At 63.4% G+C, this 25,106-nt stretch carries 24 protein-coding genes; 11 read left to right on the top strand and 13 right to left on the bottom strand.

Going from position 1 to position 25,106, the window contains the following annotated elements; translation table 11 throughout:
• Positions 1-4 precede the first annotated feature (4 nt).
• Positions 5-1,744, bottom strand: coding sequence for an AMP-binding protein (locus EP380_RS21425; protein ID WP_238719980.1), 1,740 nt, complete (start codon positions 1,742-1,744; stop codon positions 5-7).
• On the opposite strand from EP380_RS21425, the gene EP380_RS21420 reads away from it, so the two are divergent.
• Complete coding sequence (locus tag EP380_RS21420; protein ID WP_164749946.1) at positions 1,635-2,846, top strand: CaiB/BaiF CoA transferase family protein; 1,212 nt, start codon at positions 1,635-1,637, stop codon at positions 2,844-2,846. The two genes, EP380_RS21425 and EP380_RS21420, sit on opposite strands and share 110 nt — an antisense overlap.
• Complete coding sequence (locus EP380_RS21415) at positions 2,843-3,946, top strand: NAD-dependent epimerase/dehydratase family protein (protein ID WP_127600682.1); 1,104 nt, start codon at positions 2,843-2,845, stop codon at positions 3,944-3,946. Before EP380_RS21420 ends, EP380_RS21415 begins: the two co-directional genes overlap by 4 nt.
• Here the strand turns inward: EP380_RS21415 and EP380_RS21410 are convergent.
• The 8 genes from EP380_RS21410 to EP380_RS21375 all read right to left on the bottom strand — a co-directional run bounded on the left by EP380_RS21410 (position 3,931) and on the right by EP380_RS21375 (position 12,866).
• A complete protein-coding gene (locus tag EP380_RS21410) occupies positions 3,931-4,623 on the bottom strand; it encodes an ABC transporter ATP-binding protein (RefSeq protein ID WP_127600680.1) in 693 nt (230 codons plus the stop codon). The two genes, EP380_RS21415 and EP380_RS21410, sit on opposite strands and share 16 nt — an antisense overlap.
• On the bottom strand, positions 4,616-6,397 hold the full coding sequence (locus EP380_RS21405; protein WP_127600678.1) for a branched-chain amino acid ABC transporter ATP-binding protein/permease: 1,782 nt from the start codon (positions 6,395-6,397) through the stop codon (positions 4,616-4,618). The genes EP380_RS21410 and EP380_RS21405 overlap by 8 nt, the downstream gene beginning before the upstream one ends.
• Entirely contained in the window at positions 6,397-7,272 is an 876-nt protein-coding gene (locus EP380_RS21400) for a branched-chain amino acid ABC transporter permease (protein WP_127600676.1), read from the bottom strand. Before EP380_RS21400 ends, EP380_RS21405 begins: the two co-directional genes overlap by 1 nt.
• 40 nt (positions 7,273-7,312) lie before the next feature.
• Positions 7,313-8,416, bottom strand: coding sequence for an ABC transporter substrate-binding protein (locus EP380_RS21395; RefSeq protein WP_127600674.1), 1,104 nt, complete (start codon positions 8,414-8,416; stop codon positions 7,313-7,315).
• A 45-nt stretch (positions 8,417-8,461) separates the two neighbouring features.
• On the bottom strand, positions 8,462-9,487 hold the full coding sequence (locus EP380_RS21390; RefSeq protein WP_238719979.1) for a phosphotriesterase family protein: 1,026 nt from the start codon (positions 9,485-9,487) through the stop codon (positions 8,462-8,464).
• 137 nt (positions 9,488-9,624) lie between these two features.
• Positions 9,625-10,557: a cyclase family protein gene (locus EP380_RS21385; RefSeq protein WP_127600672.1), complete on the bottom strand. Its 933-nt coding sequence runs from the start codon at positions 10,555-10,557 to the stop codon at positions 9,625-9,627.
• Positions 10,558-10,584: 27 nt separating this feature from the next.
• Positions 10,585-11,646: a phosphotransferase family protein gene (locus tag EP380_RS21380; RefSeq protein ID WP_127600670.1), complete on the bottom strand. Its 1,062-nt coding sequence runs from the start codon at positions 11,644-11,646 to the stop codon at positions 10,585-10,587.
• Positions 11,643-12,866, bottom strand: a complete 1,224-nt coding sequence (locus EP380_RS21375; RefSeq protein ID WP_127600668.1) for an acyl-CoA dehydrogenase family protein — start codon at positions 12,864-12,866, stop codon at positions 11,643-11,645. The genes EP380_RS21380 and EP380_RS21375 overlap by 4 nt, the downstream gene beginning before the upstream one ends.
• Positions 12,867-12,947: 81 nt before the next feature.
• Here EP380_RS21375 and EP380_RS21370 point away from each other — a divergent pair, with 81 nt between their 5' ends.
• A complete protein-coding gene (locus EP380_RS21370) occupies positions 12,948-13,709 on the top strand; it encodes a tyrosine-protein phosphatase (RefSeq protein ID WP_164749945.1) in 762 nt (253 codons plus the stop codon).
• 34 nt (positions 13,710-13,743) lie between these two features.
• Positions 13,744-14,535, top strand: a complete 792-nt coding sequence (locus EP380_RS21365) for an enoyl-CoA hydratase-related protein (RefSeq protein ID WP_127600664.1) — start codon at positions 13,744-13,746, stop codon at positions 14,533-14,535.
• A gap of 21 nt (positions 14,536-14,556) precedes the next feature.
• Here EP380_RS21365 and EP380_RS21360 read toward each other — a convergent pair whose 3' ends face one another.
• The gene (locus EP380_RS21360) at positions 14,557-15,528 is read right to left on the bottom strand and encodes an NADPH:quinone oxidoreductase family protein (protein ID WP_164749944.1); all 972 of its coding nucleotides are present in this window, start codon (positions 15,526-15,528) and stop codon (positions 14,557-14,559) included.
• Positions 15,529-15,713: 185 nt separating this feature from the next.
• Between EP380_RS21360 and dctP the strand changes: the two genes are divergently transcribed.
• On the top strand, positions 15,714-16,832 hold the full coding sequence (gene dctP / locus EP380_RS21355) for a TRAP transporter substrate-binding protein DctP (RefSeq protein WP_127600660.1): 1,119 nt from the start codon (positions 15,714-15,716) through the stop codon (positions 16,830-16,832).
• A gap of 290 nt (positions 16,833-17,122) precedes the next feature.
• On the opposite strand, the gene EP380_RS21350 is transcribed toward dctP, so the two are convergent.
• Positions 17,123-18,340 carry a Bcr/CflA family efflux MFS transporter gene (locus EP380_RS21350; RefSeq protein ID WP_127600658.1) on the bottom strand — a complete coding sequence of 406 codons (1,218 nt, stop codon included), beginning with the start codon at positions 18,338-18,340 and terminating at the stop codon, positions 17,123-17,125.
• A 415-nt stretch (positions 18,341-18,755) separates the two neighbouring features.
• On the opposite strand from EP380_RS21350, the gene EP380_RS21345 reads away from it, so the two are divergent.
• The 5 genes from EP380_RS21345 (at position 18,756) to EP380_RS21325 (ending at position 23,584) form a co-directional block, all read left to right on the top strand.
• Positions 18,756-19,481, top strand: a complete 726-nt coding sequence (locus EP380_RS21345; RefSeq protein WP_127600656.1) for a FadR/GntR family transcriptional regulator — start codon at positions 18,756-18,758, stop codon at positions 19,479-19,481.
• A gap of 334 nt (positions 19,482-19,815) precedes the next feature.
• On the top strand, positions 19,816-20,592 hold the full coding sequence (locus tag EP380_RS21340) for an HpcH/HpaI aldolase family protein (protein WP_164749942.1): 777 nt from the start codon (positions 19,816-19,818) through the stop codon (positions 20,590-20,592).
• A gap of 26 nt (positions 20,593-20,618) precedes the next feature.
• Positions 20,619-21,806 (top strand): alpha-hydroxy acid oxidase, encoded by a 1,188-nt coding sequence (locus EP380_RS21335; protein ID WP_127600653.1) that lies wholly within the window; start codon positions 20,619-20,621, stop codon positions 21,804-21,806.
• 671 nt (positions 21,807-22,477) lie between these two features.
• On the top strand, positions 22,478-22,726 hold the full coding sequence (locus tag EP380_RS21330; protein WP_127600651.1) for a hypothetical protein: 249 nt from the start codon (positions 22,478-22,480) through the stop codon (positions 22,724-22,726).
• 111 nt (positions 22,727-22,837) lie between these two features.
• Positions 22,838-23,584 carry a hypothetical protein gene (locus tag EP380_RS21325; protein ID WP_238719978.1) on the top strand — a complete coding sequence of 249 codons (747 nt, stop codon included), beginning with the start codon at positions 22,838-22,840 and terminating at the stop codon, positions 23,582-23,584.
• A gap of 240 nt (positions 23,585-23,824) precedes the next feature.
• On the opposite strand, the gene EP380_RS21320 is transcribed toward EP380_RS21325, so the two are convergent.
• Positions 23,825-24,082 carry a helix-turn-helix domain-containing protein gene (locus EP380_RS21320; RefSeq protein ID WP_127600649.1) on the bottom strand — a complete coding sequence of 86 codons (258 nt, stop codon included), beginning with the start codon at positions 24,080-24,082 and terminating at the stop codon, positions 23,825-23,827.
• A 157-nt stretch (positions 24,083-24,239) separates the two neighbouring features.
• A complete protein-coding gene (locus EP380_RS21315; RefSeq protein WP_238719977.1) occupies positions 24,240-24,560 on the bottom strand; it encodes a hypothetical protein in 321 nt (106 codons plus the stop codon).
• Positions 24,561-24,683: 123 nt separating this feature from the next.
• On the opposite strand from EP380_RS21315, the gene EP380_RS21310 reads away from it, so the two are divergent.
• Positions 24,684-25,061, top strand: a complete 378-nt coding sequence (locus tag EP380_RS21310) for a hypothetical protein (protein WP_238719976.1) — start codon at positions 24,684-24,686, stop codon at positions 25,059-25,061.
• Positions 25,062-25,106: the final 45 nt, after the last annotated feature.

Here is a 25,106-nt window from a genome sequence, read left to right as displayed (position 1 = left end):
TGGCTCAGACTGGTTTGGCGAACTGGTCGCGCAGTTTCCGCTTCATCAGCTTGCCGCTTTCCTCACGCGGCAACTCGGGCAGGAAGGTGAAGGTCTTGGGTATCTTGAACTTGGCGATCCGTTCGGCCAGGAAGCCGCGCAGATCGTCCTCGCTCGGCGCCGCGCCCTCCGCCGCCTTGACATAGGCCGCCACGACCTCGCCGAATTCGGCATCCGGCAGCCCGATCACGGCGCAATCGGCCACGCCGGGATGCTGGATCAGCGCCGACTCGATCTCGGCCGGGTAAATGTTCGTCCCGCCGAAGATCACCATGTCGCGCTTGCGGTCGCTGATATAGAGATAGCCTTCCTCGTCGGTATAGCCGACATCGCCGATCGAGATGAAACCATCCTTCTCGGACTTCGCCCGCTCCTCCGGGCGGTTGATATAGGTGAAGTCGGAGTAGTTCTCGTTGCGCATGTAGATCTCGCCCGGTTCGCCCGGCGGCAAAAGCTCGCCTTCGTCCGAGTAGATGCGCATCTCGCACCCTTCGACGCATTTTCCGACCGTGCCGGGACGCTTGAGCCATTCTTCGGAATCGCAATGGATTGCAATACCCACCTCGGTGCCGCCATAGACTTCGTGCAGGATCGGTCCAAGCCAGTCGATCATCGCCTGCTTCACTTCCGGAGGGCAGGCGCTGGCCGTATGGCTGATCCAACGCAGCGAGCTGACGTCGTATTTCTCGCGGGTTTCGCTGGGCAGTTTGAGAAGCTTGATGAACATCGTCGGCACGGCCGTTACGGTGTTGATCTTGTATTTCTCGACCGTGGCAAGGAACTGCTCTGGATCGAAACGCGGGGCGAGCACCAGAAGCTCGCCCCGCGTCGCCGCATAGCGGGCGAAAGCGTTCGGGGACGCATGGTACAGCGGTGTGGTGATCAACGTGCGCACATCGGGCGCCAGCCCATACGTGTGGCGGAACACTCCGACATTGCGGGCGGCAAGCGCCGGGTCCATGGCCTCGCGCTTCACACCCTTCGGCTTGCCGGTTGTCCCGGAGGTATAGATCACGGCACCGCGCGGCGCAGCGTCCGCCTCGGTACGAGGTTCGCTTTTCTCGATGAAATCGTCCCAGGTCTCCATGCCCGCAGGGACGCCGCAAGTCTCGGACGGGATCCTGTAGGAGTCTGCAATAAACGTCGGCGTCGGCACGATCAGCACATGGCAGCTCTCGGGGACGCGACCTGCGATCTCGTGCCACAGATCGGCATGTGCGATCAGCAGGTCGGCCGCGCAATCCTCGACCACGTAAAGCACTTCGTCCGGCGACGAATGCCAGTTGATCGGCACATAATAGCAACCGACCTTCTGTGCGGCGACGCTGGCCTCGATACAGGGTATGTCGTTGCGCAACAAAGTCGCGACCGTATTGCCTTCGGCAAGGCCCATGGCCCCGAAGCCGCCGGCCGCAAAAGTTGCGCGGCGCTCCAGTTCATCCTGCTCGGTGGTCCGTTCGGGTGTCGTGATGCTCGCAAGACGCACTGGCGACTGAATTCCTTCCATGCTTCCCCCAGAAGTTCGATCCGTGTAGTGTTCAACGATATTAATGGTATAACCATTAAGAATGACAATGGCTAGCAAGGATTTTTCTATGAGTCGAGAAACTCTGTTCGACGGCCTGCGGGTGATCGATTTTGCCAACTTCATTGCAGGGCCAAGCGCGGCGACGATCCTGGCCGATTTCGGCGCGGATGTAATCAAGGTCGAACCGCCAGGTATCGGCGACGGCGCGCGGCGGACCTTCCGGCTTGAGAACCTGCCAAATTCCGAGCGGGATTATGTCTGGGATCTTCTGGGGCGCAACAAGCGCTCGATCTGCCTCGACCTGCGGCGCGAAGAGGGTCGCGACATACTCATGCGTCTGGCGCAGGATGCCGACATCGCGGTCACCAACATGTTGCCGCGTCAGCGCAAGGCGCTCGACCTGGACTATGAGAGGTTTCACGCGCTCAACCCGCGCCTGATCTATGCGCTTCTGTCCGGGCATGGCGACTGCGGGCCAGAGATGAACCGGCCCGGCTTCGACGCGACGACGTTCTGGGCGCGTTCTGGTCTGGCCGACCTTGTGCGGCCCTCGGTCGAGGCGCAGCCAGCGTCGCTCACCGCCGGAGCGGGCGATCAATCCACGGCGCTGGCGCTGTTCGGCGCGATCATGACGGCGCTCTGGCGGCGCGAACGGACCGGACAGGGCGGGCGCGTGTCGTCGACGCTGATCGGCAACGGCATCTGGTCGAACGGTGTCTATGTGCAGGCCGCCCTGAACGGGGCCGAGATGGTGTATCGCGAACCGTACACCCGGCCCCGCAACGCGATGACGAATTTTTATCCCAGCGCGGACGGGCGCTGGCTGATCCTCTCGCTGATCAAATCGGACGAAGCCTGGCCAACGTTGCTGGAGGTGCTGGACCGGCAGGCGCTGGCCAGCGACCCGCGGTTCGATACGCCACAGGGACGGCGCGACAACGCCACCGCACTGGCGGCCGAGCTGACCCAGGCGTTTCGTGCGAAACCGGCAGCGGACTGGCGCGCGCTGTTCGAACGCGCCGGGCTGACCGTGGGCATGGTGGCTCAACCCGGCGATGCCCGCGACGACGCCCAGATGCGCGCCGCCGGTGCGATCGTCGAGGCCGCGCATCTTCCCGGCGGCCTGACCATCGACAGCCCGCTGACCATCGACGGGATCGAGAAGCGCCCGCCCGGCCCCGCGCCCGAAAAGGGCGCGCATAGCCGCGAGATTCTGGAAGCGATGGGCTTTTCCGCGGACGAGATCGACGGGTTCTACAACTCGGGCCTGATCGAATGAGCGAACACTGGCTGGTTGCGGGTGCGTCGGGGTTGGTCGGCAATGCCTGCCTGCGCCGGCTTTCCGGCCGCCCGGGCGCGAAGGTCACCGCTCTGTCGCGCAGGCCGCCGTTTGCCACATTCGGCGCCGGTCACCTTTCGCTCGACCTGACCGATCCCGCCGCGATCGAGGCGGCGGGCGCGGCGCTTTCGGACGTGACCCATGTGATCTATGCCGCGCTTCATGAAGAGGCCGAGCTGGTCTCGGGCTGGACCCGAAAGGGGCATGTGGACACCAACACCGCGATGCTGCGCAACCTTCTGGACGGGCTTGCGCGCCATGCGCCGGGCCTGGCTCATGTGACACTTTTTCAGGGGCCCAAGGCTTATGGCGTGCATGTCGGCCCGCTCCCGATCCTGGCGCGCGAGGATGTGCACGAACGGCGCGACATACCGAATTTCTATTGGGATCAGGAGGATCTGGTGCGACAGGCGGGGAAAGCGGCGGGATGGGACTTCACCATCCTGCGGCCCGTCTTCGTGCTGGGGCAAGCCATTGGCGGTGCGATGAACTGGCTCGCCGCCATCGGGGTCTATGCGGCGCTGGCCCGGGCGCGGGGCGAACCCTTGTCGTTTCCCGGCGATCCGCAGCTTCTAAAGCAGGCGACCGACACCGATCTTTTGGCCGCCGCCGCCGAATGGGCGGCGGGCAGCCCGGCGGCGGCAGGGCAGGCGTTCAACGTCGCCAACGGCGAGGTGTTTCGCTTCGGCGATGTCTGGCCCGGCATCGCACGCGCCTTCGGGATGGAGCCGGGCGAGCCCCGTCGTCAGAGCCTTGCCGAAACCCTGCCGGGGCAGGCCCCGGCCTGGGACGCGATCCGGCAGGCGCAGGGGCTTGCCGCACCCGGGCTTGACGCCTTCGTTGGCTCTTCTGCCCAGCTTGCCGATTTCTCGATGGGGTACGGCACGCAGGCGATCCGCTCGCCGGTGATCCTGTCCGAGGTGAAGATCCGGCAGGCCGGGTTCACCGAGGTGCTGGATAGTGACACGATGTTCGCCAAGTGGATTGCCCGGTATCAGAAGGCGGGCCTGCTGCCCGCCCCCGATCAAACGCCGAGATAGGCGCGGCGGACTTCCTCGTTGTCTATCAGATCCGCCGCATCGCCCTGCATGGTGACGCTGCCGTTGGTCAGGACATAGGCCCGGTTGGCCCAACCCAGCGCGGCCAGTGCGTTCTGCTCGGCGACCAGAACGGCCGTCCCGGCGGCGCGCACCTCGTCGATGATACGCCCGATCTCCTGCACAATGACCGGGGCCAGCCCCAGCGTCGGCTCGTCCAGCAAAAGCAGCCGGGGCCGCGCCATCAGAGCCCGACCGATGGCTAGCATTTGCTGTTCGCCGCCCGACAACGTTCCCGCCGCCTGCGTGGCGCGTTCGGACAGGCGGGGGAACATCCGGCGGATCGCATTGCGGTCCTCCTCGTGGCCGCCGCCGGGCCGCCCGAGCGACAGGTTCTCGTCCACGCTCATCCGGGGGAAGACCGCCCGGCCTTCGGGTGACAGCGCCAGCCCGCCCTGGATACGGCGCCGCGTCGGCAACCCGGCAATCGGGCTGCCGTCAAGGTCCAGCCGTTTGCTTGCAGCCGGAACCAGCCCCATCAGGGCCTTCAGCACCGATGACTTGCCCGCGCCGTTGGCGCCGATCAGCGCGACGACCTCGCCCGCCGCGATGGACAGAGAGATGCCATCGACCGCGCAATTGCCGCGATAGCTGACCTCAAGACCTTCGACCTCAAGCATTCTCGCCCTCCTTGGAGCCGCCCAGATAGGCTTCGACGACATCGGCTTGACGGGCGATCTCGGCCGGGGCGCCGTCGCCGATCTTGCGCCCGTGATGCAGGACCGCGATGCGGTCCACGAAGCTCATCAGCATGGTCAGGTTGTGGTCCACGATCAGGATCGTCATGCCCCGGTCGCGCAGGTCCGCCAGAACATCGCGCAGGCGATTGGCCTCGACCATGTTGAGACCGGCCGCAGGCTCGTCAAGCAGCAGAAGATCGGGCCGAACCATCAGCGCCATGCCGACACCCAGAAGCTTCTGTTCGCCATAGGGCAGGTCGACAGCGGCGTCATGGGCGCGGTGCGACAGGCCGACTTCGGCCAGCCCGGCCCGGACGATACGCCGCCGTTCGGCTTCCTCCCGGCGATAGCGGGGCGTCTTGAGCAGCGTGGCCCAGAAGCCCGAAGGGTGCTGCATGTTGGTGGCGCAAAGCATGTTTTCGACCACACTGAGGCGCGGAAACACCGCCGAGTGCTGGAACGTCCGGACCAGGCCCTTGGCCGCGATCTTGTGCGGCGCGAGCCCGATAATGTCTTCTCCGCGCAGATGGATGCTGCCCGCACTGACGGTCTGGAACCCGCTCAGCATGGTAAAGAACGTCGTCTTCCCCGCCCCGTTCGGCCCGATCAGGCCAAGGATCTCGCCTTCGGCAACCGTCAGGTCCACGTTGTCCACGGCGGTCAGCCCGCCGAACTGGCGACTGACCCCCTCGATTGTGAGGATCGGCGCGCAATCGGGTCTGTCCTTCTTTTCGGGCAGCGCCTGGGCCATGTCCTGATCGGACACGGGCTCCGGCGCATCCTCCGCTTTTGGTTTGCGCCGGGGCAGGAGATCCAGCACCGACATGAGGCCGCCCGGGAACACCACGACCGTGGCCAGAAGGATCAGTGCGAAGAGCGCGGTGTTGAGCTCGCCGATGCCCCGGAACATCTCCGGCAGGATGGCAAACAGCGCGCCGCCGATCACGGGGCCCGCCAGCGTGGCCCGACCGCCGAAGATGACGGCCAGGACACCGATGGCTGAGTTGTCGATGCCAAAGACGGTGGGGGACACCACGATGATCTTGGGCACCAGAAGCGCCCCGGCCAGCGAGGCGAGCGCGCCGGACACGGCCATGGCGCGCATGCGCACCCAGCGGGTCGGAACGCCAAGCGATTCCGCCAGGTTCGGATCGTCGCGGGTGGCGTGCCAGCGGCGGCCCATCGGCCCAGCGACCAGGTTTGCAAGTCCGGCCCAAGCAAGAACCAGCACCGCAAGCACCCAGAACAAATAGCCTTGGGCATCGTTCCACCCGACCAACCCGGTGCCCGGCGCGCTTTCGGGCATGGCCAGAAGCCCCATGGGGCCATTGGTGAGCCCGACAAGGTTGGCGGCGAAATATTCCAGAAGGCCGGCGATCACCAGTGTCGCGATGGCGAAATACGCGCCGTTCAGCCGGGCCGACAGCGCGCCAAAGGCGATGCCGAAGACCACACCGGGCAGCAGCGCAAGCGGAACGGTCACCCAGTATCCCAGCGTCGGCGCGAGGATCGCGCTGGTATAGGCGCCCAGGCCCAGAAACGCGGCATGACCGAAGGTGATAAAGCCGATCTGCCCCACCACAATGGCGACGGACAGGGCGAACAGCGCCAGCACACCGCCATAGGCCAGCACGTCAAGAATATAGGCGGACCCGGTCAGGGTCGGAATCAGGGCGGCTGCGGCGAGGCCCGCGGCAAGGACAAGAAGTCTCATCAGGCTTTCCCGAAAAGGCCGTTGGGCCGGGCAATAAGTATGAGCAGCATGAGGCCGGATACCGTGGCGCTTGCCATGCCCTGGTCGAATGTGAGGGACAGGACCGATTCAAGGATGCCGTAGAGCGCGGCGAAGGCGACCGTGCCCCAGACCGATCCCAGCCCGGCGGCAACCACGATGACGAAGGCGGTCATCAGCGCCCCCTGGCCGATATTGGGGCTGAAGGCCGACAGCGGGGCCAGCAAGGCGCCGCCCAGCCCGCCGATTGCGGCGGACATGGCAAAGGTGACAAGGATCACCTTGCCGGTGTCGATCCCGACCGCGCGGGCGGCGAATTCGTTTTCGGCCAGGGCGCGCAGTTCGTTCCCGAAGCGGGTCATGCGGATCAGGTAGAGCAGGGCGAGAAGGGTCAGCCCGGCCACGATGATGATAAACAGGCGCTGATTGGTCAGCATGAGCGGCCCGACATGCAGGACTCCGGGGATACCGTCGAACCGCGCCGGCGCGGGCCCGCGGGAGGCAAGTACGGCCTCGTGGATCAGAAGACCCGCTGCGAATGTTGTGAGCAGCACATCCTGGTGCCCGTCTCGTCGTCGCACCACCGGGCGCACCGCAGCGAGGTGTAGGACGACGCCCAGAAGGCCGGCGGCAGCCGCCGCGACGGGGAGTGTCAGGACATAGGGCAGATTCAGCAGCTCGGCCGCATAAAGCGCCGCCAGGGCACCGATCATGACCACCTGACCATGACCGAAGTTGATCACGTGGAGCACGCCGAAGACCAGCGTCAGCCCAAGTGCGATCAGCGCATAGTTCAACCCGATCGACAGGCCGTTAACGATTTGTTGAGCAAGCAGCATCCGTATCTTCCATTGCATGGGCACCGCCTCCCCGTTCGGGGAGGCGGCAGAGGTCGGGTCAACGGGCCTGGATCGTGCCGTTGACGTTCACGACTTCGACCAGACGGTTGCCATTGGCGGTGGCCTGGTTATCGACAAAGTCGAGCGTCCCGCGCGGGGTCTCGAATTCGCCGTCGCGCAGGGCAGCGGCAATGGCGTCGGTGTCGTCGGCGCTGCCCGCGACCGTGACTGCATGCGCCATCAGGTCCACGGCCTCATAGCCAAGGAAGCTCAGCTTGCCGGGAGTTTCGCCAAACTTGGCCTTGAAGGCTTCGACAAAGGCGACGTTGGCGTCGTTTTGCAGGCTCGCGTCCCAGATGTCGGCGGAATAGGCGCCTTCCATGGTGTCGCTGGCCAGCCCGATGAGCTGCGGCGTCAGGTTGCCGGGCATCGGGAAGAGCGTGGCGTCGATCCCGGCCTCGCGGATCGCCCGCATCATCGCCGCGCCCTGTTCGGTCGCGCCCCAGACACCGGCGACGAGGGTCGGGTTCTGCTCCTTGATCCGGGTGGCGATGGACGAGAAATCGGTCTGCGCCATGATCTCGTAAAGGTCGCTTTCGACAACCTGATCACCGAATTCCTTCTCCAGCAGCCCCGAGACGAGGCGACCGTAATCGCCGTTTTCGGCGATGATCGCGATCCGGGCTTCCGGATCGACTGCATCGACAAACTGGCGCAGGGCCAACACGTTCTGGGCAAGGGTGAAGTTGGTGCGGAAGCCGCGCTCGTACTTGGTGATGTCCGGGTGAATTGCGGGGGCGGCGATCATGACGCCCTGGTTCTGCTGCACCACCTGCAACAGCGCGACCGCGACGGCGCTGTTATACCCGCCGACGATCAGCTTCACGCCGTCTTCGCTGAACAGACGACGCCCGGCCGACACCGCCTGCGCCGGTTCATAGCCATCGTCATAGGCGATCAGCTCGATGGGGCTGCCGCCGACACCGCCAGCTTCGTTGATCATCTCGGCGGCCAGATCGGCGCCGCGCTGAAATTCCTCGCCCCCGATGGTCTTGATCGGCGCGACAAGGCCGATCTTGAGCGCATCCTGTGCCTGAGCCGCGCCGGACAGGGCAAGGGCGGCGACTGTCGCCGCCAGGGTCTTCTTGATAAAGGTCTTCATGGGTCTCCTCCGTTGGTCTTTGGGTTTTGTTCCGGGTCGTAAAGCTCAATAGGGGCTTACGGGTGCAAGCCAGCGGGCCGGGTTCGCGACCAGCATTTTCTCGATATCGGCCTCGCTCACCCCTGCCTTCGCAAGGCGCGGGAGCACCTCCTGCGGGATAAGAAGCTGGGTCCAGTCGGCGGGAAATCCGCTGCGTTCGGGATCGTCAGGCCACCAGTCTGTGTGGATCGTGGCGTCATGCGAGAGGACGATCCGGTCGGCGAACCCGTCACGCACCAGTGCCGCCACCGTCGCGACCCGCTGATCCAGACCGGGCTGGCCCGGCATGACGAAACCGAACCTGTCGGCGCCGATCATCGACCCCGCCTCCATCAGGCTGCGCAGGTAGTCGAGATCGCTGGAATCGCCGGAATGGCCGATGGTGACACAGGCAAGGTCCACACCTTCCTCGGCAAAGATACGTTGCTGGTCTAGGCCCACCTTGCCCGCCGCGTTGGTGTGGGTGGTGATCGGCACGCCGGTCATCCGGTGAACCACGGCGGCCACCCTAAGAATGCGGTCGATATTCGGGGTTACTCCCTGCCGGTCGGTGCAGACTTTGATCGCCCCGGCCTTGATCCCGCTGCCCGCGATTCCCTCGCGGATATCCTTCAGGAACATCCGCGCCATCAGATCCTGTTCGCGGCCCTCGCCTGGCCCGGGGCCGAAGCGTTTGAAGGGGAAGGGCAGCTCGTCATAGGTATAGATGCCGGTCGACACCACGATGTTGAAATCCACGTCACGGTTCGCCTCGGCCAGAAGTGCGATGTCGCGGCCATGGCCACAGGCAGTGCAGTCGATCATTGAGTCGATGCCGGCCGCCTTCAGCTCTTTCAGCCGCGTGTTGATCTTGCGGACCGCCGCATCGCGGCCTTCGGGAAAGGCAAACTCGGGGTATTCGAGCTGATTCCAGTCGCTGAGCATCACCACATGCTCGTGGCTCAGCACTCGTCCCAGCTCAGAAATGGGTCGCGGACCGCGCACGGTCTCTACGGCTACGTCCTTGGTCGACACCTCGTGGTCCTCCTCCAAGCGGCATCACCTCAATTCCGGTGGAGCCTAGGCTGCAAAGCCTGATACGGTTAATGGTTCTATAATAGAATGGTAGCAAAATATAGCGACATGTGGCGCCCCGACGAACGGCGGCTTCGGCTCCGGATGGCCCCGGCCTAGAGCATGGCGACTGGCGTCAGTGGGGTGCCGACACCGCCGACGACCTTGACCGGCGGAGCGCTGAGAAGGCAGGACCAGCGCCCCTCGGCGGCGCAGGCCTCGGCAAGCGCGTCGAAGTTGAAAATTTCGCCCAGCGTCATGCCCACGTCGCGGATCAGCACGCAATGGAGCGGGAGCGACCCGGCCAGGCCCATTTCTGGCCTGGTCACCTCGACCGCCCAGTTATCGACCGCAACCGCCGCGATGTCGCGCGCGTGAAGCCAGTCTGCGGTCTCCAGCGACAGCCCCGGCTCGCCCGCCCAGAAGCCCGCAACATCGCGGTCCTGGGTCCAGTTGCGGATCCAGCCGGTGCGCACCATCAGAATGTCGCCCGGCCCTGCCGTCACGCCTTGCGCCTTTTCCGCCGCGTCCAGCAGGTCGGGGCCGATGGCGAACCCGGCGGGCAGACGGTCGACCCCCTGGAGCCGCGCGATATCCAGAAGCACCCCGCGCCCGACCACGCCGGTGCGGGCGATTTCGTGGATCGACAGGGCAAGAGAGCCGTTCCGGGTGGTGATCGTCCCGGACTCGTATCCGTTATAGAGCAGCCCGTCATAGCCGACATGGCCCAGACCGTCCCATTGGGTTACGGATTGCAGGGGCATATAGACGTAATCGTCGGCCACGAACATCCGGTCGGCGCGATGCGCGAAATCGACCGGAGTCAGCGACATCAGGTGGCTCGGATTCACCCGCGATCCGGTTCCGGCCTGAATGCCGTCCTTGGTGACCTCGATACCGAGGTCAAAGATCGTTCCGCTTCGCACCTCTGCCACCGCGGCCAGCCGCCGGGCGTCGGTGATGTGGTTGAGGGTTCCAAGGGCATCCTCAGACCCCCAGCGCCCCCAGTTCGAAAGCCGCTTGCCGACCTCTCTGAATTCCTCTGTCATGTTCCTCTCCTCCCTGGTGCCGCCGTGTCAGCCCGAGGCGCCGGCGCGTTCGGCCAGTCGCCAGGCGGTCTCGGCCAATGCCGGCGCGCGGGCGGCGGCTTCCCGGGCCCGTGGCGAGGCGGCGTTCCCCTCCCGCACCCGCCCGGCGATCCCTTGCAGGATGCAGGCGAACCGGAAGGTGTTATAGGCGAGGTGCCAGTCGAGCTTCGGCGCATCGCTGCGACCGGCGGCCCGGCAATAGGTCTCGACCATCTCGTCCTGCCCGGGTATCCCCAGCGCATCCAGATCGGCGCCACCAAGCCCAACCTGGCGACCGCCCGAGACATGCCATTGCATCAGCATGTAGCTGAGATCCGCCAGCGGATCGCCCAGCGTGGACAGCTCCCAGTCGATCACGGCGGCCACGCGCGGCGCGGTCGGGTGCAGGATGGTGTTGTGGAGCTGGAAGTCGCCATGAACCACGGTGGTGCGGGTCTGGTCGGGGATCGAGCCGGGCAACCAGTCGATCAGCTTTTCGAAGGCCGCGACCTCGCCCGATTGCGACAGCCGGTATTGCTTGGTCCAGCGCCCGATCTGACGGGCATAGTAATTGCCCGGCGGGCCGAAATCGGACAGGCCCAAAGCGTCCGGATCGAAGGCATGAAGCGCCGCCAGCGTTTCGGCCAGCGACTGAAACACGGGGCGCCTGTCGGCGCGGTCCAGGTCGGGAAGCTGCTGGTTCCAGAAGACCCGGCCCTCGACCGCCGACATCACGAAAAAGATCGAGCCGATGACCGTTTCATCGAGGCAGAGCGCAAAGGGCCGCGGCACGGCATAACCCGCGACATGGAGCGCCGACAGAACCCGATGCTCACGGTCCACCGCATGTGCGGACGGAAGGAGGTTTCCCGGCGGGCGGCGGCGCAGCACGTAATTGCCCGCACCGCTGCGCAACAGGAAGGTGGGGTTGGATTGCCCGCCGACGAACTGGTCCACCTGCAAGGGGCCGGTGAAGCCCGGCACATGGTCGATCATCCAGCTTTCCAGCCGGGCCGTGTCAATCGCGTTCCGCGTTTCGACCGGCGCGGTGTCCGGCTGTCCTGCGCTCATGCCAAGGCCCTCCGCCGCTCCATCCGGGCGATCGTGCGCCAATGCACCTCGTCCGGCCCGTCGGCGATCCGCAACACGCGCAGGGTGGCATAGGCATCGGCAAGCCCCGCATCCTCGGTCACCCCGGCTCCGCCAAAGGCCTGGATTGCATCGTCGATGATCTGGATCGCCTTTTGCGGCAGCCCGATCTTGATCAGGGCAATCTCAAGCCGCGCTTCCTTGTTGCCCACCTTGTCCATCCGGTCGGCAGCCTTGAGGACAAGAAGCCGCATCATCTCGATATCCGCGCGAGCGGTGGCGATGCGGGCGTCCCAGATCGAGTTCTCGATAACCGGGCGGCCGAAGGTGGTGCGTGCGGCCAGCCTGCGGATCATCTTGTCCAGCGCCTCTTCCACGATCCCGATGGCGCGCATGCAATGGTGGATGCGCCCCGGCCCCAGCCGTCCCTGCGCGATCTCGAAGCCACGGCCCGGCCCCAGAAGCACGTTTTCTGCGGGGATCCTGACATTCTCCAGAAGCACCTGCGCATGGCCATGTGGCGCGTGATCGAAACCGAAGACCGGCAACATGCGCTCGATGGTGATGCCGGGTGTGTCGAGCGGCAGAAGCACCTGCGATTGCTGTTGGTGCAGCGCCGCGTCCGGATCGGTCTTGCCCATCAGGATCGCGAACTTGCAGCGCGGATCGCCAAGGCCGGAAGACCACCATTTGCGCCCGTTGATCACGTAATGGTCGCCGTCCCGCTCGATCCGGGTCTCAAGGTTCGTGGCATCGGACGAGGCGACCTCGGGTTCGGTCATCAGAAAGGCCGACCGCATGGTGCCGTCCATCAGCGGGCGCAGATAGCGGCGCTTCTGCTCCGGCGTCGCGTAACGGATCAGGATTTCCATGTTGCCGGAATCAGGCGGGCTGCAATTGAACACTTCGGACGACATCGGCAGCCGCCCCATCTCCTCGGCGCAGAGCGCGTAGTCGAGGTTGTTCAGTCCGGCCCCGTGGTAATCGTCGTCCTCATGCGGCCCCGGTGGAATGCACAGATTCCAAAGCCCTTCGGCACGGGCCTTGGCCTTCAGATCATCGAGGATCGGCGCGGGTGCCCAGCGGTCGCCTTCGGCGCGCTGGCGCTTGTAGTCCGGCAGGGCAGGACGAATCACATCATCAATGAAGGCGCGCGTACGATCCCGCCAGTGAAGCTGGCGCGCGCTGTAATCGAAATCCATGCTGGGCGTCTCCTCTTTTGTTGACAACGTATCGCCATCGGTAGCATGAAGTAAAGATAGGTACATTCAATGATAGGACCAATGGACAGCAAATCGCCATACGATGACCCAGAGAGGTTGCGCGAACCTCGGGTCAGCGGATTGGCGAACCTGCGCGACCTGGGCGGTCACGAAACGGTCGGCGGCCCAACTCGATGGCGCAGAGCGCTTCGATCGGACGGGCTGCACGAGCTTGATCCTGACGGTCTTGCCGCTCTCCGGGCCCTTGGCATTGCGACCGTGATCGACCTGCGCAGCGCACGTGAAGTTGAAGTCCAGCCAAACCCCTGCGCCACCGATCCCGCCTTCGACTATGTGAATGTCCCGCTGTTCGAAAAGCTGTCACCCATCGACATCGATGCCTCGCGCGACGACTTCGATCTGAGCCAACGTTATGTCGAGGCCCTCGACACCTGCCAGAGCAGATTTGCCGGCGTGTTCCGCACCATCGCGGCGGCGGGCGAGGGTGCGGTGCTAGTCCATTGCACGGCGGGCAAGGACCGTACCGGCCTGGTGGCCGCGATGTGGCTTCTGCTCGCCGGCGCGACGCAAGAGGCCGTGGTCGCCGATTACCTCGCCACCGAGCGGCAGGGCCGCCCGCTGCTTGAGAAGCTGAAAGCCCGCAACCTCGCGCGGAGCCGCCTTCCCGAAGAAGTGGTCGCCGCCTTCTATCTCTGCGAGGCGCGGATGATCATGACCTTCATCAACCATTTGACGGCGCGCGGCGGTGCCGCCCGCTATCTGGCCCGATGCGGCCTTGGCCAAGCCGACCTGGAGCACGTCCGGCGCCACCTGGCGGGCTGACCACACGGCGACGACATAAAAGAGAGGAGAACCCATGACCAAGACGACACTGGAACATTGCACCGTGGAGCGGGAGGGGCATGTCACGATCGTGACGATCAATCGGCCCGACGCGATGAATTCGTTGCACTACGCCGCGGACATCGAGCTTTCAGGCGTCTGGGACGACTTCGAGTCTGATCCCGACCAATGGATCGGCATCCTGACCGGGGCAGGGGACAAGGCGTTCAGCGCGGGCAATGACGTTAAGGCCCATGCGGCGAGCGGCACGCGCCGGGTTATGCCGCGCTCCGGCTTTGGCGGGTTCAGCACCCGGTTTGACATATCCAAGCCCGTGATTGCGGCGGTGAACGGCTTTGCCGTCGGCGGCGGGTTCGAACTTGCCTTGGCCTCCGACATCGTGATCGCCGACGAGGCGCGCGCCTGGTTCGCCTTTACCGAGCCGCGTTTCGGCCTCGCGCCGCTCGCGGGAGGCGCGCAGTACCTGCCGCGGTTCATCGGGATGCAGCGCGCCATGGGGATCCTGCTGACAGGGCGTCGCGTCCCGGCGCAGGAGGGCTACGACCTTGGTTTCGTCACCGCGGTCGCACCCGAAGGCAAAACCCTGGAAGTTGCCCGCGAATGGGCCGAGATGATGATGCAATCCGCCCCGGCCTCCCTGCGCGCGACGAAGCAGACGGTGCGCAGGACGATGTTCGACGGCGAGTTCGTCAAGTCCTTCCCAATCGACATGCCCGAAGTCGAGGCGATGCGAAACAGCCCGGACTATCTCGAAGGTGTCCTCGCCTTTGCCGAGAAGCGGCCGCCGGTCTGGAGCGGCGGCTGAGAGGCCACGGGCGGGCCCCGCCTAAAAGGCGAGCACCACCTTCCCGGTGGTCTCGCGCCCTGCGATGCGAGCCAGAGCTGCCGGAAGCTCGGTGACGGCAACGGGCGGTTCGATCAGCGGACTGAGCTGACCGGCGGCCTGCATCGCCAGAATGTCCTTGCGGATCGCCGCCGGAATGGCCGGGTCGCGCCGGGCGGCAACGCCATAAAGGACACCGACCGCCGAGGCATTCTTGATCAGAAAGCGGTTCGCAGGAAAATCCGGAATATCGCCCGAAGTGAAGCCGATCACCAGGTAACGGCCGTTCCAACCCAGCAACCGCAGCGCCGCCAAAGCGATCTCACCGCCCACCGGGTCGTAGATGATGTCGATCGCGTCGCTGCCGAAATCCTTCTTGACCTCATTGGCCCAGTTCGAGTCGGTATAATCATACACCGCGTCGGCCCCGAGCCTGCGGCAACTCTCAAGTTTCCCGGTCCCCCGTGCCACCGCGATGACCCGGGCGCCCTTTGCCTTTGCGATCTCGACCGCGGCGCTGCCCACACCCCCGGCAGCGGCCAGCACAAGGACAGTTTCTCCTGCGGAAAGTCCGCCCTTGTCCATCAGAGCATAATGCGAGGTCATGTAATTGCCCCGCAGCACCATCGCACTGGCCGGATCGGTTCCCTCGGGCACTTCGTAAACCGAACCGGCGTCGAACACGGCTTTCTCGGCAAATGCGCCCGTCGAGGCAAACCCAGCAATCCGGGCACCGACGGGCAGGGGCACGCCCTCGCCTACAGCAATGACGGTGCCTGCCGCCTCGGCGCCCAGAACGAAGGGTAGCTCGGGCCGCACCTGGTAGCGCCCCTGGATCATCAGCGTGTCGAAGAAGTTAAGTCCCGCAACCTCAGTCTGGATCAGGTACTGACCGGGACCAGGCGTGGGGTCGGGCACGTCCTCGTAGCACAAACCATCGAGACCGGAATATTCCTTCATAACCCAGGCTTTCATTCTTTGTCTCTCCTCCAGATTCGGCATCTCAACAATGGTCCTACATTTAGCATTTCAATGGTATTGACAATAGGTTTTCCCCTATTGCATGATCTCGGGGCCGGTTGGGAGTCGCGCGCGCCATGAGGTGTGTGCAACGTCGATGATCGCGTGCCGCCGGAGAAATTTAGGGAGGAAGAATCCAAATGAAGGTAACGTTCAGCATGCTTGCAACCGTCGCCGCCCTGTCGGGGCTGGCAATGGTCACAGGCCCGGCGTCCGCGCGCGAATATCTCTACGGGTCATTTGCCCCAGCAACCTCCAATCTGAACATCCAGTTCGTCGAACCGTTTCTGAAGGAAATCACCGAAAAGACCAACGGCGAGGTCGCCTTCGAATTCGTGCCCGGCGGCGGGGTTGTGGACACCAAGACCGCGGTGGCCGGCCTGCGGGACGGCGTGGTCGATGGCGCGACCTATTCGAACGTCAGCTTCGCGACCGAGCTTCCGATCATGTTCATGTTCTCTGAACTGGTTGGCATCGGCGGCGTGGCCCAGGCCCGGGGCGGCGCGTTTATGGATTATTATGTGAACAATTGCGAAGCCTGTAACGAAGAGATGGAAGAGCTGAACCAGATCGTGCTCGCCCCGTTCGCGCTTGGCAACTACAACCTCTTCTGCACCAAGGAAGTCTCGGCCCCCGAGGATTTCAACAACCTGCGTGTTCGGGCCATCGCACCTTGGTCGCGGATGTTTGGCGCGCTGGGCGATATGGTGCCGGTGAATGTCAGCCTCAGCGAAGCCTATGAGGCGCTGCAACGCGGCGCTGCCGAGTGCCACTCCGGCCCGCCCAACACCTACCTCGCCTATTCGTTCATCGACGTGGCTCCCTGGTTCGTCGAAACCAATCATGGTGCCGTGGTGAACGCCGCCGCGATCGCGCTGAGCCGCGATGTGTGGGACGATTTCTCGTCGGAAACCAAGGCGATTGCCGCGCGTGCCGCCGCCAATGCCATGGCCAACGGCGTGCTTGCCTATGAATCGCAGGATGCTGCGGCCCGTCAGAAAGCCATCGACGAAGGCAAGAACCTGGGCATCCTCAACGAAGCGTCCATGGCGGTCCTGGACGAATGGACCAAGAACAACGTGGCCCAAGTGGTTGCGCGTGGCCAGGAACGCGGGATCGAGAACGCGCAGGAAATCGTGGATAACTATCTGACCTACCTCGAAAAATGGCAAGCGATGGATGTCGATTTCAACGATCAGGACGCGCTCGCCGAGATCTACTGGACGGAGATCTTCTCGAAGATGAAAGGCGTGAACTAACGCCTCCCACTCAAGGGAAATTGCACCGCCCGTTGCCGCAAGCGACGGGCGGTTTTCGTTTGGGCGGGGTCAGACGCGTCCCGGCCCATTCCAACTTCGGACGTCAGGGAAGCCACAGTTGATCCAGTGCCACACTCCTGCCGTGCACCGTCTTTTCTGTGTCTGAGAACCTCGCCAAGGCCCCCGGGATGAGTGATGCGAAACCCCGCGTCAATCGAGGCACGGACTTCACCGGGTCGCGTTGGCATATGGTGCGGCGGTCGCCCCCGCACAGACAGTCAGTTCAACCGTCATTCGCTCCCGCGAGATAGGTGCAGGACGCCCAATCCCACCGCCACCATGATGCACAGCGGATAGACCGTCCCGGCGGCAAACCGGGCGTCCGCCAGCAGGCTTGCCGCCGCCGTCACGATGAAGCCGGTCGAGAGCTGAAGGAAGTTCAGAACCGAGCTTGCCATTCCCGGGGCTGTCGGCGCGCCATAGATGGATTGCGAGGTGAACATGGGGAAGAACAGCCCGTTCCCGAACGAGATCAGCGCAATCGGAACCATGACGTTCAGCACGGTCAGCGTGTCATGCACATGCAAAAGCGCTAGCCCGATGGCGCCCGCCGCATCCAGTGCGATCCCTATCAGCGCAATGCGTCCCACGGACATCCGGCCAATCAGCACACGACAGATGACGGTCGCCAGTATGTAGACGGCGGCCTGCGCCATCAGGATGAGCCCGAAGCTGGAGGTCGAGACCCCGATCTCGACGATGAGAAGCAGCGGCGTGATGGCGGCAAAGGCATACATGGTGCCGGTCGGAATGGCCGCGACCAGCGCGGGGCGGATGAAACTCCCCGTGCGCAGCAAGAGTATCAGCGCGCCTATGACGGTGCCGAACCGCAATGGCTGCCGCTCGCCCCGGTTGGATTCCGGCAGGCCGAACACGGTCAGCAGCACGACGAGCAGGGCGAGAAGGCCAAGCACGAGCAGCGTGGCGCGCCATCCGAAGGCCACGACCAGAAGCGCGCCTGCAAAAGGCGCAATCGCGGGCCCCACGGCAATCGCCCCCGACATAAGCGCGTAAATCCGTGTGGCCCGTTCCGGCGGAAACAGGTCCCGAACGATGGCGCGCGAGGTGATCAGACCGGCCGACGCGCCGATCCCCTGAAAGAACCGAGCGGCGATCAGGTGGTCGATATCCTGAGCGACCGAAGCCCAGAAACTAGCGGCGATGAAGATTGCGAAGAACGCGCTCAGAACCGACTTCCTTCCGAAGCGGTCCGACAGCGCGCCGCAAAGCAGTTGCGCAATCGCGAGCCCGCCCAGAAGCGCTGAAATCGCAAGCTGCGCCTTCGCCTCCGTCGTGTTGAGCTCACCCACGACCGAGGGTAGGGCAGGCGCGAAAAGCGAGCTGGAGACGGGCCCAAGCGTCAGCATCGCCGCCCCGATCAGCGCGACACGGGTCTCGCTCACCTTCATGGATTGGCGGGGTCTTGCGATCGGAAATCGCCAGGTCATGCAATGGGCCTGCGGTCAACTGTCCTGACGCCCATCCCGCCGGTCGACTGCGCCAGGTTTGCGTTTAAAAACGGCAACGCTCGTTGTCGGTGCAGGGATCTGTGCCCTTTCACCCGGCCGCGCCCCGGGGACAGGCTCGTCGGAAGGGGCCGACAGACACCGCACGCGCCGGCACCCGAACCTGTGCGATGAATCTTCACTGCGCGATTTGACATCCTTGCTCCGGTGTTCTTTTGGCACTACCATTCTATCATACCTCCTTTAGTGCTTTCAGCAAGTGCCGTATGGTTGATACATTCAACAAATGGAGTTACTTCGCCATTGCCCCTTCCATTGAACCCCGGCTAATCTGGATGGTATCAAGCGGTACCCGGCGCCGTAGAACGTCGGTGAAAACAGGAGCCCGTGTGAAACCATGTTCAAGCCGGTAACGACCGCCCGCACGTTCGAAGTGATCAGTGAACAGATTCGCGAACAGATTGAAGCGCGTAGGTTGCGGCCAGGCGACAAGCTTCCCCCGGAACGGGAACTGTCGCTGCAATTCGGCGTAAGCCGCAACGCGGTTCGGGAAGCGTTGAGAAACCTCGAGAGTGCCGGTCTCATCGGGCTCCAGAAGGGCGCGCATGGCGGGGCTTTCGTGCGGGAGGGCAGCTTCGACGGTGTCACCCAGTCGATCCGCGACATGCTGGCGCTTGGCCGCATCTCGCTCGACAACCTCACCGAGGCCCGGCAGGAGATCATGAAAGTGGTCCTGCGCATGGCGGCGCAGCGGGCGACCGAAGACGATTTCAAGAAGCTGGACGAGAATCTCGTTCTGTCGCGCCAGGCCATCGAAAACCGCGAACACGAACAACAGATGAAGCTGACGGCGGCCTTCTATTCGCTGCTCGCAAAATCGACCCAGAACATGGTGCTCATGCTGCTGACCGAACCGCTGGCGGAAGTGGTACGGCGCTTCGTTCGGGCCGCCGACATCCGGGCGACGATCTCGGTCGTCGAATCCCGCGAACAGGTCGTCCAATGCCTGCGAAATCATGATGCAGACGGCGCGATCACCATCATGAACGATCATCTCTCGAAAGTGCATGAAGCCATTCTGCGCCGATACCCCGAGGGGTCGATCATGGCTGTGGACCAGTAGCGACCCCGCATTTCGCCGCGGGTCTGCCCGGACGAAATCCGGTCCGGGCGAAATCTCATTTTCTAAAAGTGGCGCATGGTCCCGCATCGTTCCGGCCCAGGGCGGTACGTCGGGCTTTCCCTTTTTCCGGACCAGCCGTCTTTCCTCATATATGCCTGCATATGAAGATTTTTACCAATGGATCGAACCGTGGAGCAGGTAACGGACTTGCCCGCAGCACATCTCGACTTCGGTTCTCGGATTGACAAGTTGATACATCAACGATCATAGTGAAATCCCGAAATATGAATACCCAGACGCCCTGCACGCCGGGGTCGCCCATGGAGTAAGAGATGTGACGCCGCTCAAGGATTGGCAGGAAACGGGTGTGACCTTCGGTGCCTGGCTCAGCGTGCCAAGCCCGGCCACGGCCGAGCTGTTCGCCGCCTCCGCCTTTGCGTGGTGCTGTCTGGACATGCAGCATGGCGCGATCCATGAGGGCAATCTCGAAGGGCTGCTACACGCGATGGCCGCGGCACAGACTCCCGCGATCGTCCGTGTCGGCTGGAACGAACCAAGGCTGATCATGTGGGCGCTGGACATGGGCGCCTCCGGCGTCATCGTGCCCATGGTGAACACCGTCGAAGACGCCGAAAACATCGCCGACGCGCTCTATTATCCGCCGAAGGGCACCCGATCCTTCGGTACGATCCGCAACGGCTACGACGCCGATCCGGGCGAGGTGTTCGGCCTTGCGATGATCGAAACACAGGAAGGTCTGGACCAGGTCGAACGCATCGCAAGCGTTGATGGGCTGGCCGGGATTTTCATCGGCCCCGTCGATCTGGCGCTGTCGATCGGATTGACCCGGCAGGATGCGCTCGACGGCCATGAAAAGCTCGACGCCGCCTATGCGCGCATAGTCGCCGCCGGCCAGGCAAACGGGAAGATTATCGGCTCGATCTGCATCCACCCATCCCATGCCGAAACCTTCCTGGACCTCGGCATAGGCCTCGTCGCGCTCAACAGCGACCGGGCCTATGTCACCCGCGGCCTCGCTGCCGATGCCGCCCGCATTCCCGCCCTGCGCACCCGCGCCCGGGCCGTCGGCGGCACCGGTGACGCTGGCTGACAACGCGCGGGGAGGAGCAGTGCGCCATGTTCAAAGGGTTCACATTCAAGGCGAGAAAGCCGAACCAGTTGTTGAATGTTGAAGACTACCGACGTCGCATGCACCGCTGCGTCCCGGCCGTTGTGCGAGACTATGTCGAAGGTGGTGCCGACGATCAGAAAACGCTGGCGGCCAACCGGACCGATTTCGGGGCCTGGACACTCCGGCAAAGAACGCTGGCCGGGGTCAGCGCCGTCAACCTCGCGACCTCCGTGGCTGGCTCCGATCTCGCAATCCCCGTCATGACATCGCCCACCGGCATGTCCGCCCTGACGAACTGGGTCGGGGATGTCGGCGTCGCGCGGGCAGCCGAGGCCGCAGGCACCCTCAGCGTGCTCAGCACCGCGTCGTCCTACAGCATCGAGGAAGTGGGACAGGCCACCGCGCGGAGCCATTGGTTCCAACTCTATCCTTTCGGCGATACCGAATTCGTCCAGCATATGTTCGACCGCGCCCGCACCGCCGGGTTCTCGACCCTGGTCGTGACGACCGATGTCCCGGTGCGCGGCAACCGCGAGGGCGAAACCCGCAATGGAATGGCGATGCCGCCGACCATCTTCCCTTCGACCGTGTTCGATGCGGTCCGCTATCCGGTCTGGTGGTACAATCTTCTCAAACACCAGCGCCTGGGGGCCGCGAACTATGAGAAAGGCGTCAGCAGCCGCATCAACACCACGGTAGAAACCCACACCAGGCAGGCGCGTTTCATGCAGTCCGACCTGGTCTGGGACGATATCCGCTGGATGCGCGACCTCTGGAAAGGCCCGATGCTCATCAAGGGCGTGCTCGACGTCGAGGATGCGGTGTCGGCCGTGTCCACGGTCGGCGTCGACGGGATCATCATCTCCAACCATGGCGGGCGGCAGCTCGACTGTGCCAGCTCCACCGTTGCCGCCCTGGACCGGATCGGCGCCGAACTGGGCGGCAAGACCCAGATCATCCTGGACGGTGGCGTGCGCCGCGGCACGGACGTAATCAGGGCTTTGTGCCTCGGCGCCCGGGTTGTGCAGATCGGCAGGCCCTATCTCTACGGTCTCGCTGTTGGCGGGGAAACCGGTGTGCGCAACATCCTGGGCATTTTCGAAGAGGAAATGCGGCGCGCGCTGATCCTGATGGGCTGCAGATCCGTGCACGATCTCGACCGCACTTGGATCAACCGGGTATCGCCCGTCTGACCGGAGACTGGTCAAAGATAGTACATAAGACAAATTATGCGATTTTTGGCTTGCCCCAAATTTCGCTGTAGAATTCGTCCTCTACAACCTCCCTGTGGACGACCGACTGGCGGCACCGGTATTGCCGGTGCCGCCCTTTTCCTACCCGTGCTCGGTAATGATCGCCCTCGTGGCCTGAACCGCCGAAGCCAGGGCCGCCCGGTCTACGTGCGCGATCCTATATCCCTAACTATCGAGCGAAAGCGCACTTTGGACACTGCCATCCTCAGCAGCACGAACCGCGCGGGCACGTGCCTTCGACAAAGTTATAGTATCGTCTTCGATACGGCACCCGAAGATGTACCCTGCCGACCTGAACGGCGCTTAGGAGTTCGCGACGTTCTCATGCCAGCGACAATTCGCCGACACGGCATTACCAAATGGACTCTCCTCGGGGTAGAATGTGAATGTTGTGCAAGGGCTTACAGGATGCCGGAGATCAGACATATCAGATATTTGAGTTAAGAGCTTCAAGACTCTCGCAAGAGATCTTGGCGACAGCATGTGGTGAATCAAAGCGGCGATAAAGGACCGCTTGTGATCGACAATTGGCATTTTATTTCAGCTGCGCGACCGCGGGATTTTTTGGCCCGCCTCACGGCCGCCCAAAGCCTGATGGAAAGGCGCTACTCATGAACACCAGACGGGACGAAGGCACGGCGATTGCCCGATTGATTGATGGCACGGCGAACCTGACGGTCGGCTGGATTTATCTCTGGAACACGCTCGAGCTTGGCGTCCTGTGGCTGCGACGCGATCTGGCGCCGGAGCGCATCGAGCCGCCCTTGGACCCTGAGGTTCTTGCCATGGCCAAATCCGTGACCACAGACGAGATCACGGCGCTTCTTGATAGACTCGCGGCAGGTGGGACACCCAAGTAGATTGAATGGGAGACGTCCGACAGGCTCGACCCATCATTGATATATTTAACGTGACATTCCTATATTATTGCTGAATGATGCGAGAAGCCTTCCTCCTGTTGGACCCCGCCGATGCTTCGCTCAATCACCCGCATTATTCTTGCAGCCCTGATCAGCACTCTCCCGATCCTGGGCGGCGCGAACCGCGCAGCTGCACAATCCTACCCGATCGATTGCGCGATCCTGCTGTGTCTGTCTGGCGGATGGCCAGCATCCGTCCCCTGCGCTCGCGCCCGCGCCGAGTTCATTCGGCGGATAACACCCTGGCCCGTCGAACCGCCGCTCCAGATCTGGCGCTGCCCGATGGGTGCGTCGTACCACCCAAGCGGTGATGGTGGCCACGGCGGGCGCCTCTACGACATTCTCTTCGACAATGCCCCCCTGCCCCAAAGTCTACCCGAGAGTCGGCCATCGATTGGATCGGAGGCAACACCGGCGATACTAACTCTGGACGCCGATCGACGCCGTAATCTGCCAAACGGGCTCGCGCTGCATCTGGCACAGGACCGGGCGGACATCGATATCAGTGGCCCCGAGTTCAATTTCGTGCGCTCGATCCGTGTCTATGACGTGCGATATGCGCGACAGCATGAATCCGGCCGGGATGGAGACTGCAATCGATCCGCGACGGTCCGCCTTGGGACATACGGGGTTCAGGGCGATTTCGCCTGGGCTCCGACCTCACTGACGGCCCTGCCCGAAGCGCATGTGGGCCTTGAACGTTGGGGAGAGCATTGCCCGGGCATCTTTCACCGGTCAGTCTTCGTCGACTGGCGCGATTACGAGGGCAATTACGGCTACGAACAGGTGAACTACTGACCGGCACTTCGTGCCTGCACGTCGCGCGGGAAGGTGCGAAGCATCCGTCGACATGACCCGGGGCCCTCAAAACTGGCGCGTCGGTGTGCTTGCGCTGCCAGTCACTGCAAGAACCCGCGCAATACTATAGGGATGTCTTCCCCGCGTTCCGCGAGTTCGCCGCCCTGACCACTACCAGCCTGTGATGACCGTGTCGCAAACCCTGGGCCAGCGTCCCATCGACTGACGCCGACTTCCCTTTCAGATCCTGTGATCTGGCTCCGTCGCGCCCTCGGCAACCGACAACAGTTCACCAGCCTCTATCCCCAGGGCACGCGCCAGCACGATCAGCTCGATGACGTCGATCCTGCGCTCCCCGCTCTCGACCCGGGCGACGAAGGACTGGTGGCATCTGAGCCTCTCCGCGAGTTCGGCCTGCGTCAGCGCAGCACGCTTCCTCGCCGCGATCAATGCATCGCGGAGCGCCTCATGTCCCGAACTCCTGATCGTCTTAGCCACGCGTCACAAACCTCTTGTGAACGGGCTAATCCAGTTTGTAGATTATCTAAAAAGTGGATATTGTGAGCGTATTATGGACTGCGCGGTCAAACCTGTTCTTTCGTATGCCTTCGTGGTCGCTGCCGATAGATCCGCGACGGGTTCGCGCTTCCAGACGTCACCGATCGATCGTCTCCAGGAACCGTCCATATTCCTCGCTCACCTCGCGCGCTTCCTCAAAGGCGCGCGCGCGTTCCGCTTCCAGGCAGCGGAAATAGCTCTGGATATCGCGAATATAGAGATCGAAGTCGCGCCGGATGAGATCGGCATAATCCCGCGCTGCTCGGGCGTCGCTCGGCACATAGGGGCGAACCGGGGCAAGGCAGGATTCGGCCGTGGCATTCCCCGTGGATAGCACGAGCAGAAGTATTGCCTGCGATGCGCGGGCTCGCCACAACCGGAGGTTACCCAAACCCCTATATTTCTTGATCAATCGCATGCGCTCGGTCTATCCATTGCGTGAGCGAGAATCCGCTTGTCGCGCGGTCAATATATCTTGTGCGTCAAAGCTATATCATTGTATGTCTGGGCTTCAACATCTTTGGCCCGGTCATTCGCCTATATGGAGAACGTGATCCGGGTGATGGACCTAGAAAAAGAAGCTCCGAATGTGGTCACCGAACCCAGATTCCGCGATCTGGTCGCCAGCGGCTATCGCGTCGAAATTGTCTGCAAGGAGGACGCCTTCAAGAAAGGCCCCAATTGGCACGGGGTGTGGATTCTGCGCGCGGTCAGCGACGAAGGCGTCGAAAAACTCCTCGTTACCGCCCGGACCCGGACATCGCGCAACGATATCAAGATCCGCGAGATCAGGACCGTCACCGGAGTCATATCTTTCCTGCAGGGCATCGGCTTCTCCCATGCCGACATCCCGCTCGAGGAAGGCAAGCGGACAGTCCAGAAGCTCTCCGGCGAGGAGATCGCCGCCAGCCGGGGTTAGCGCCCTTCTTCTCGCCGTCCTGAGCTTTCCGGCGTCGGCCGAGAT

The sequence above is a fragment of the Nitratireductor alexandrii genome, assembly GCF_004000215.1.
Lineage (GTDB): Bacteria > Pseudomonadota > Alphaproteobacteria > Rhizobiales > Rhizobiaceae > Mangrovimarina > Mangrovimarina alexandrii.
Note: the sequence above shows the minus strand (reverse complement) of the source record. Positions and strands in the feature narration are given on the sequence as shown.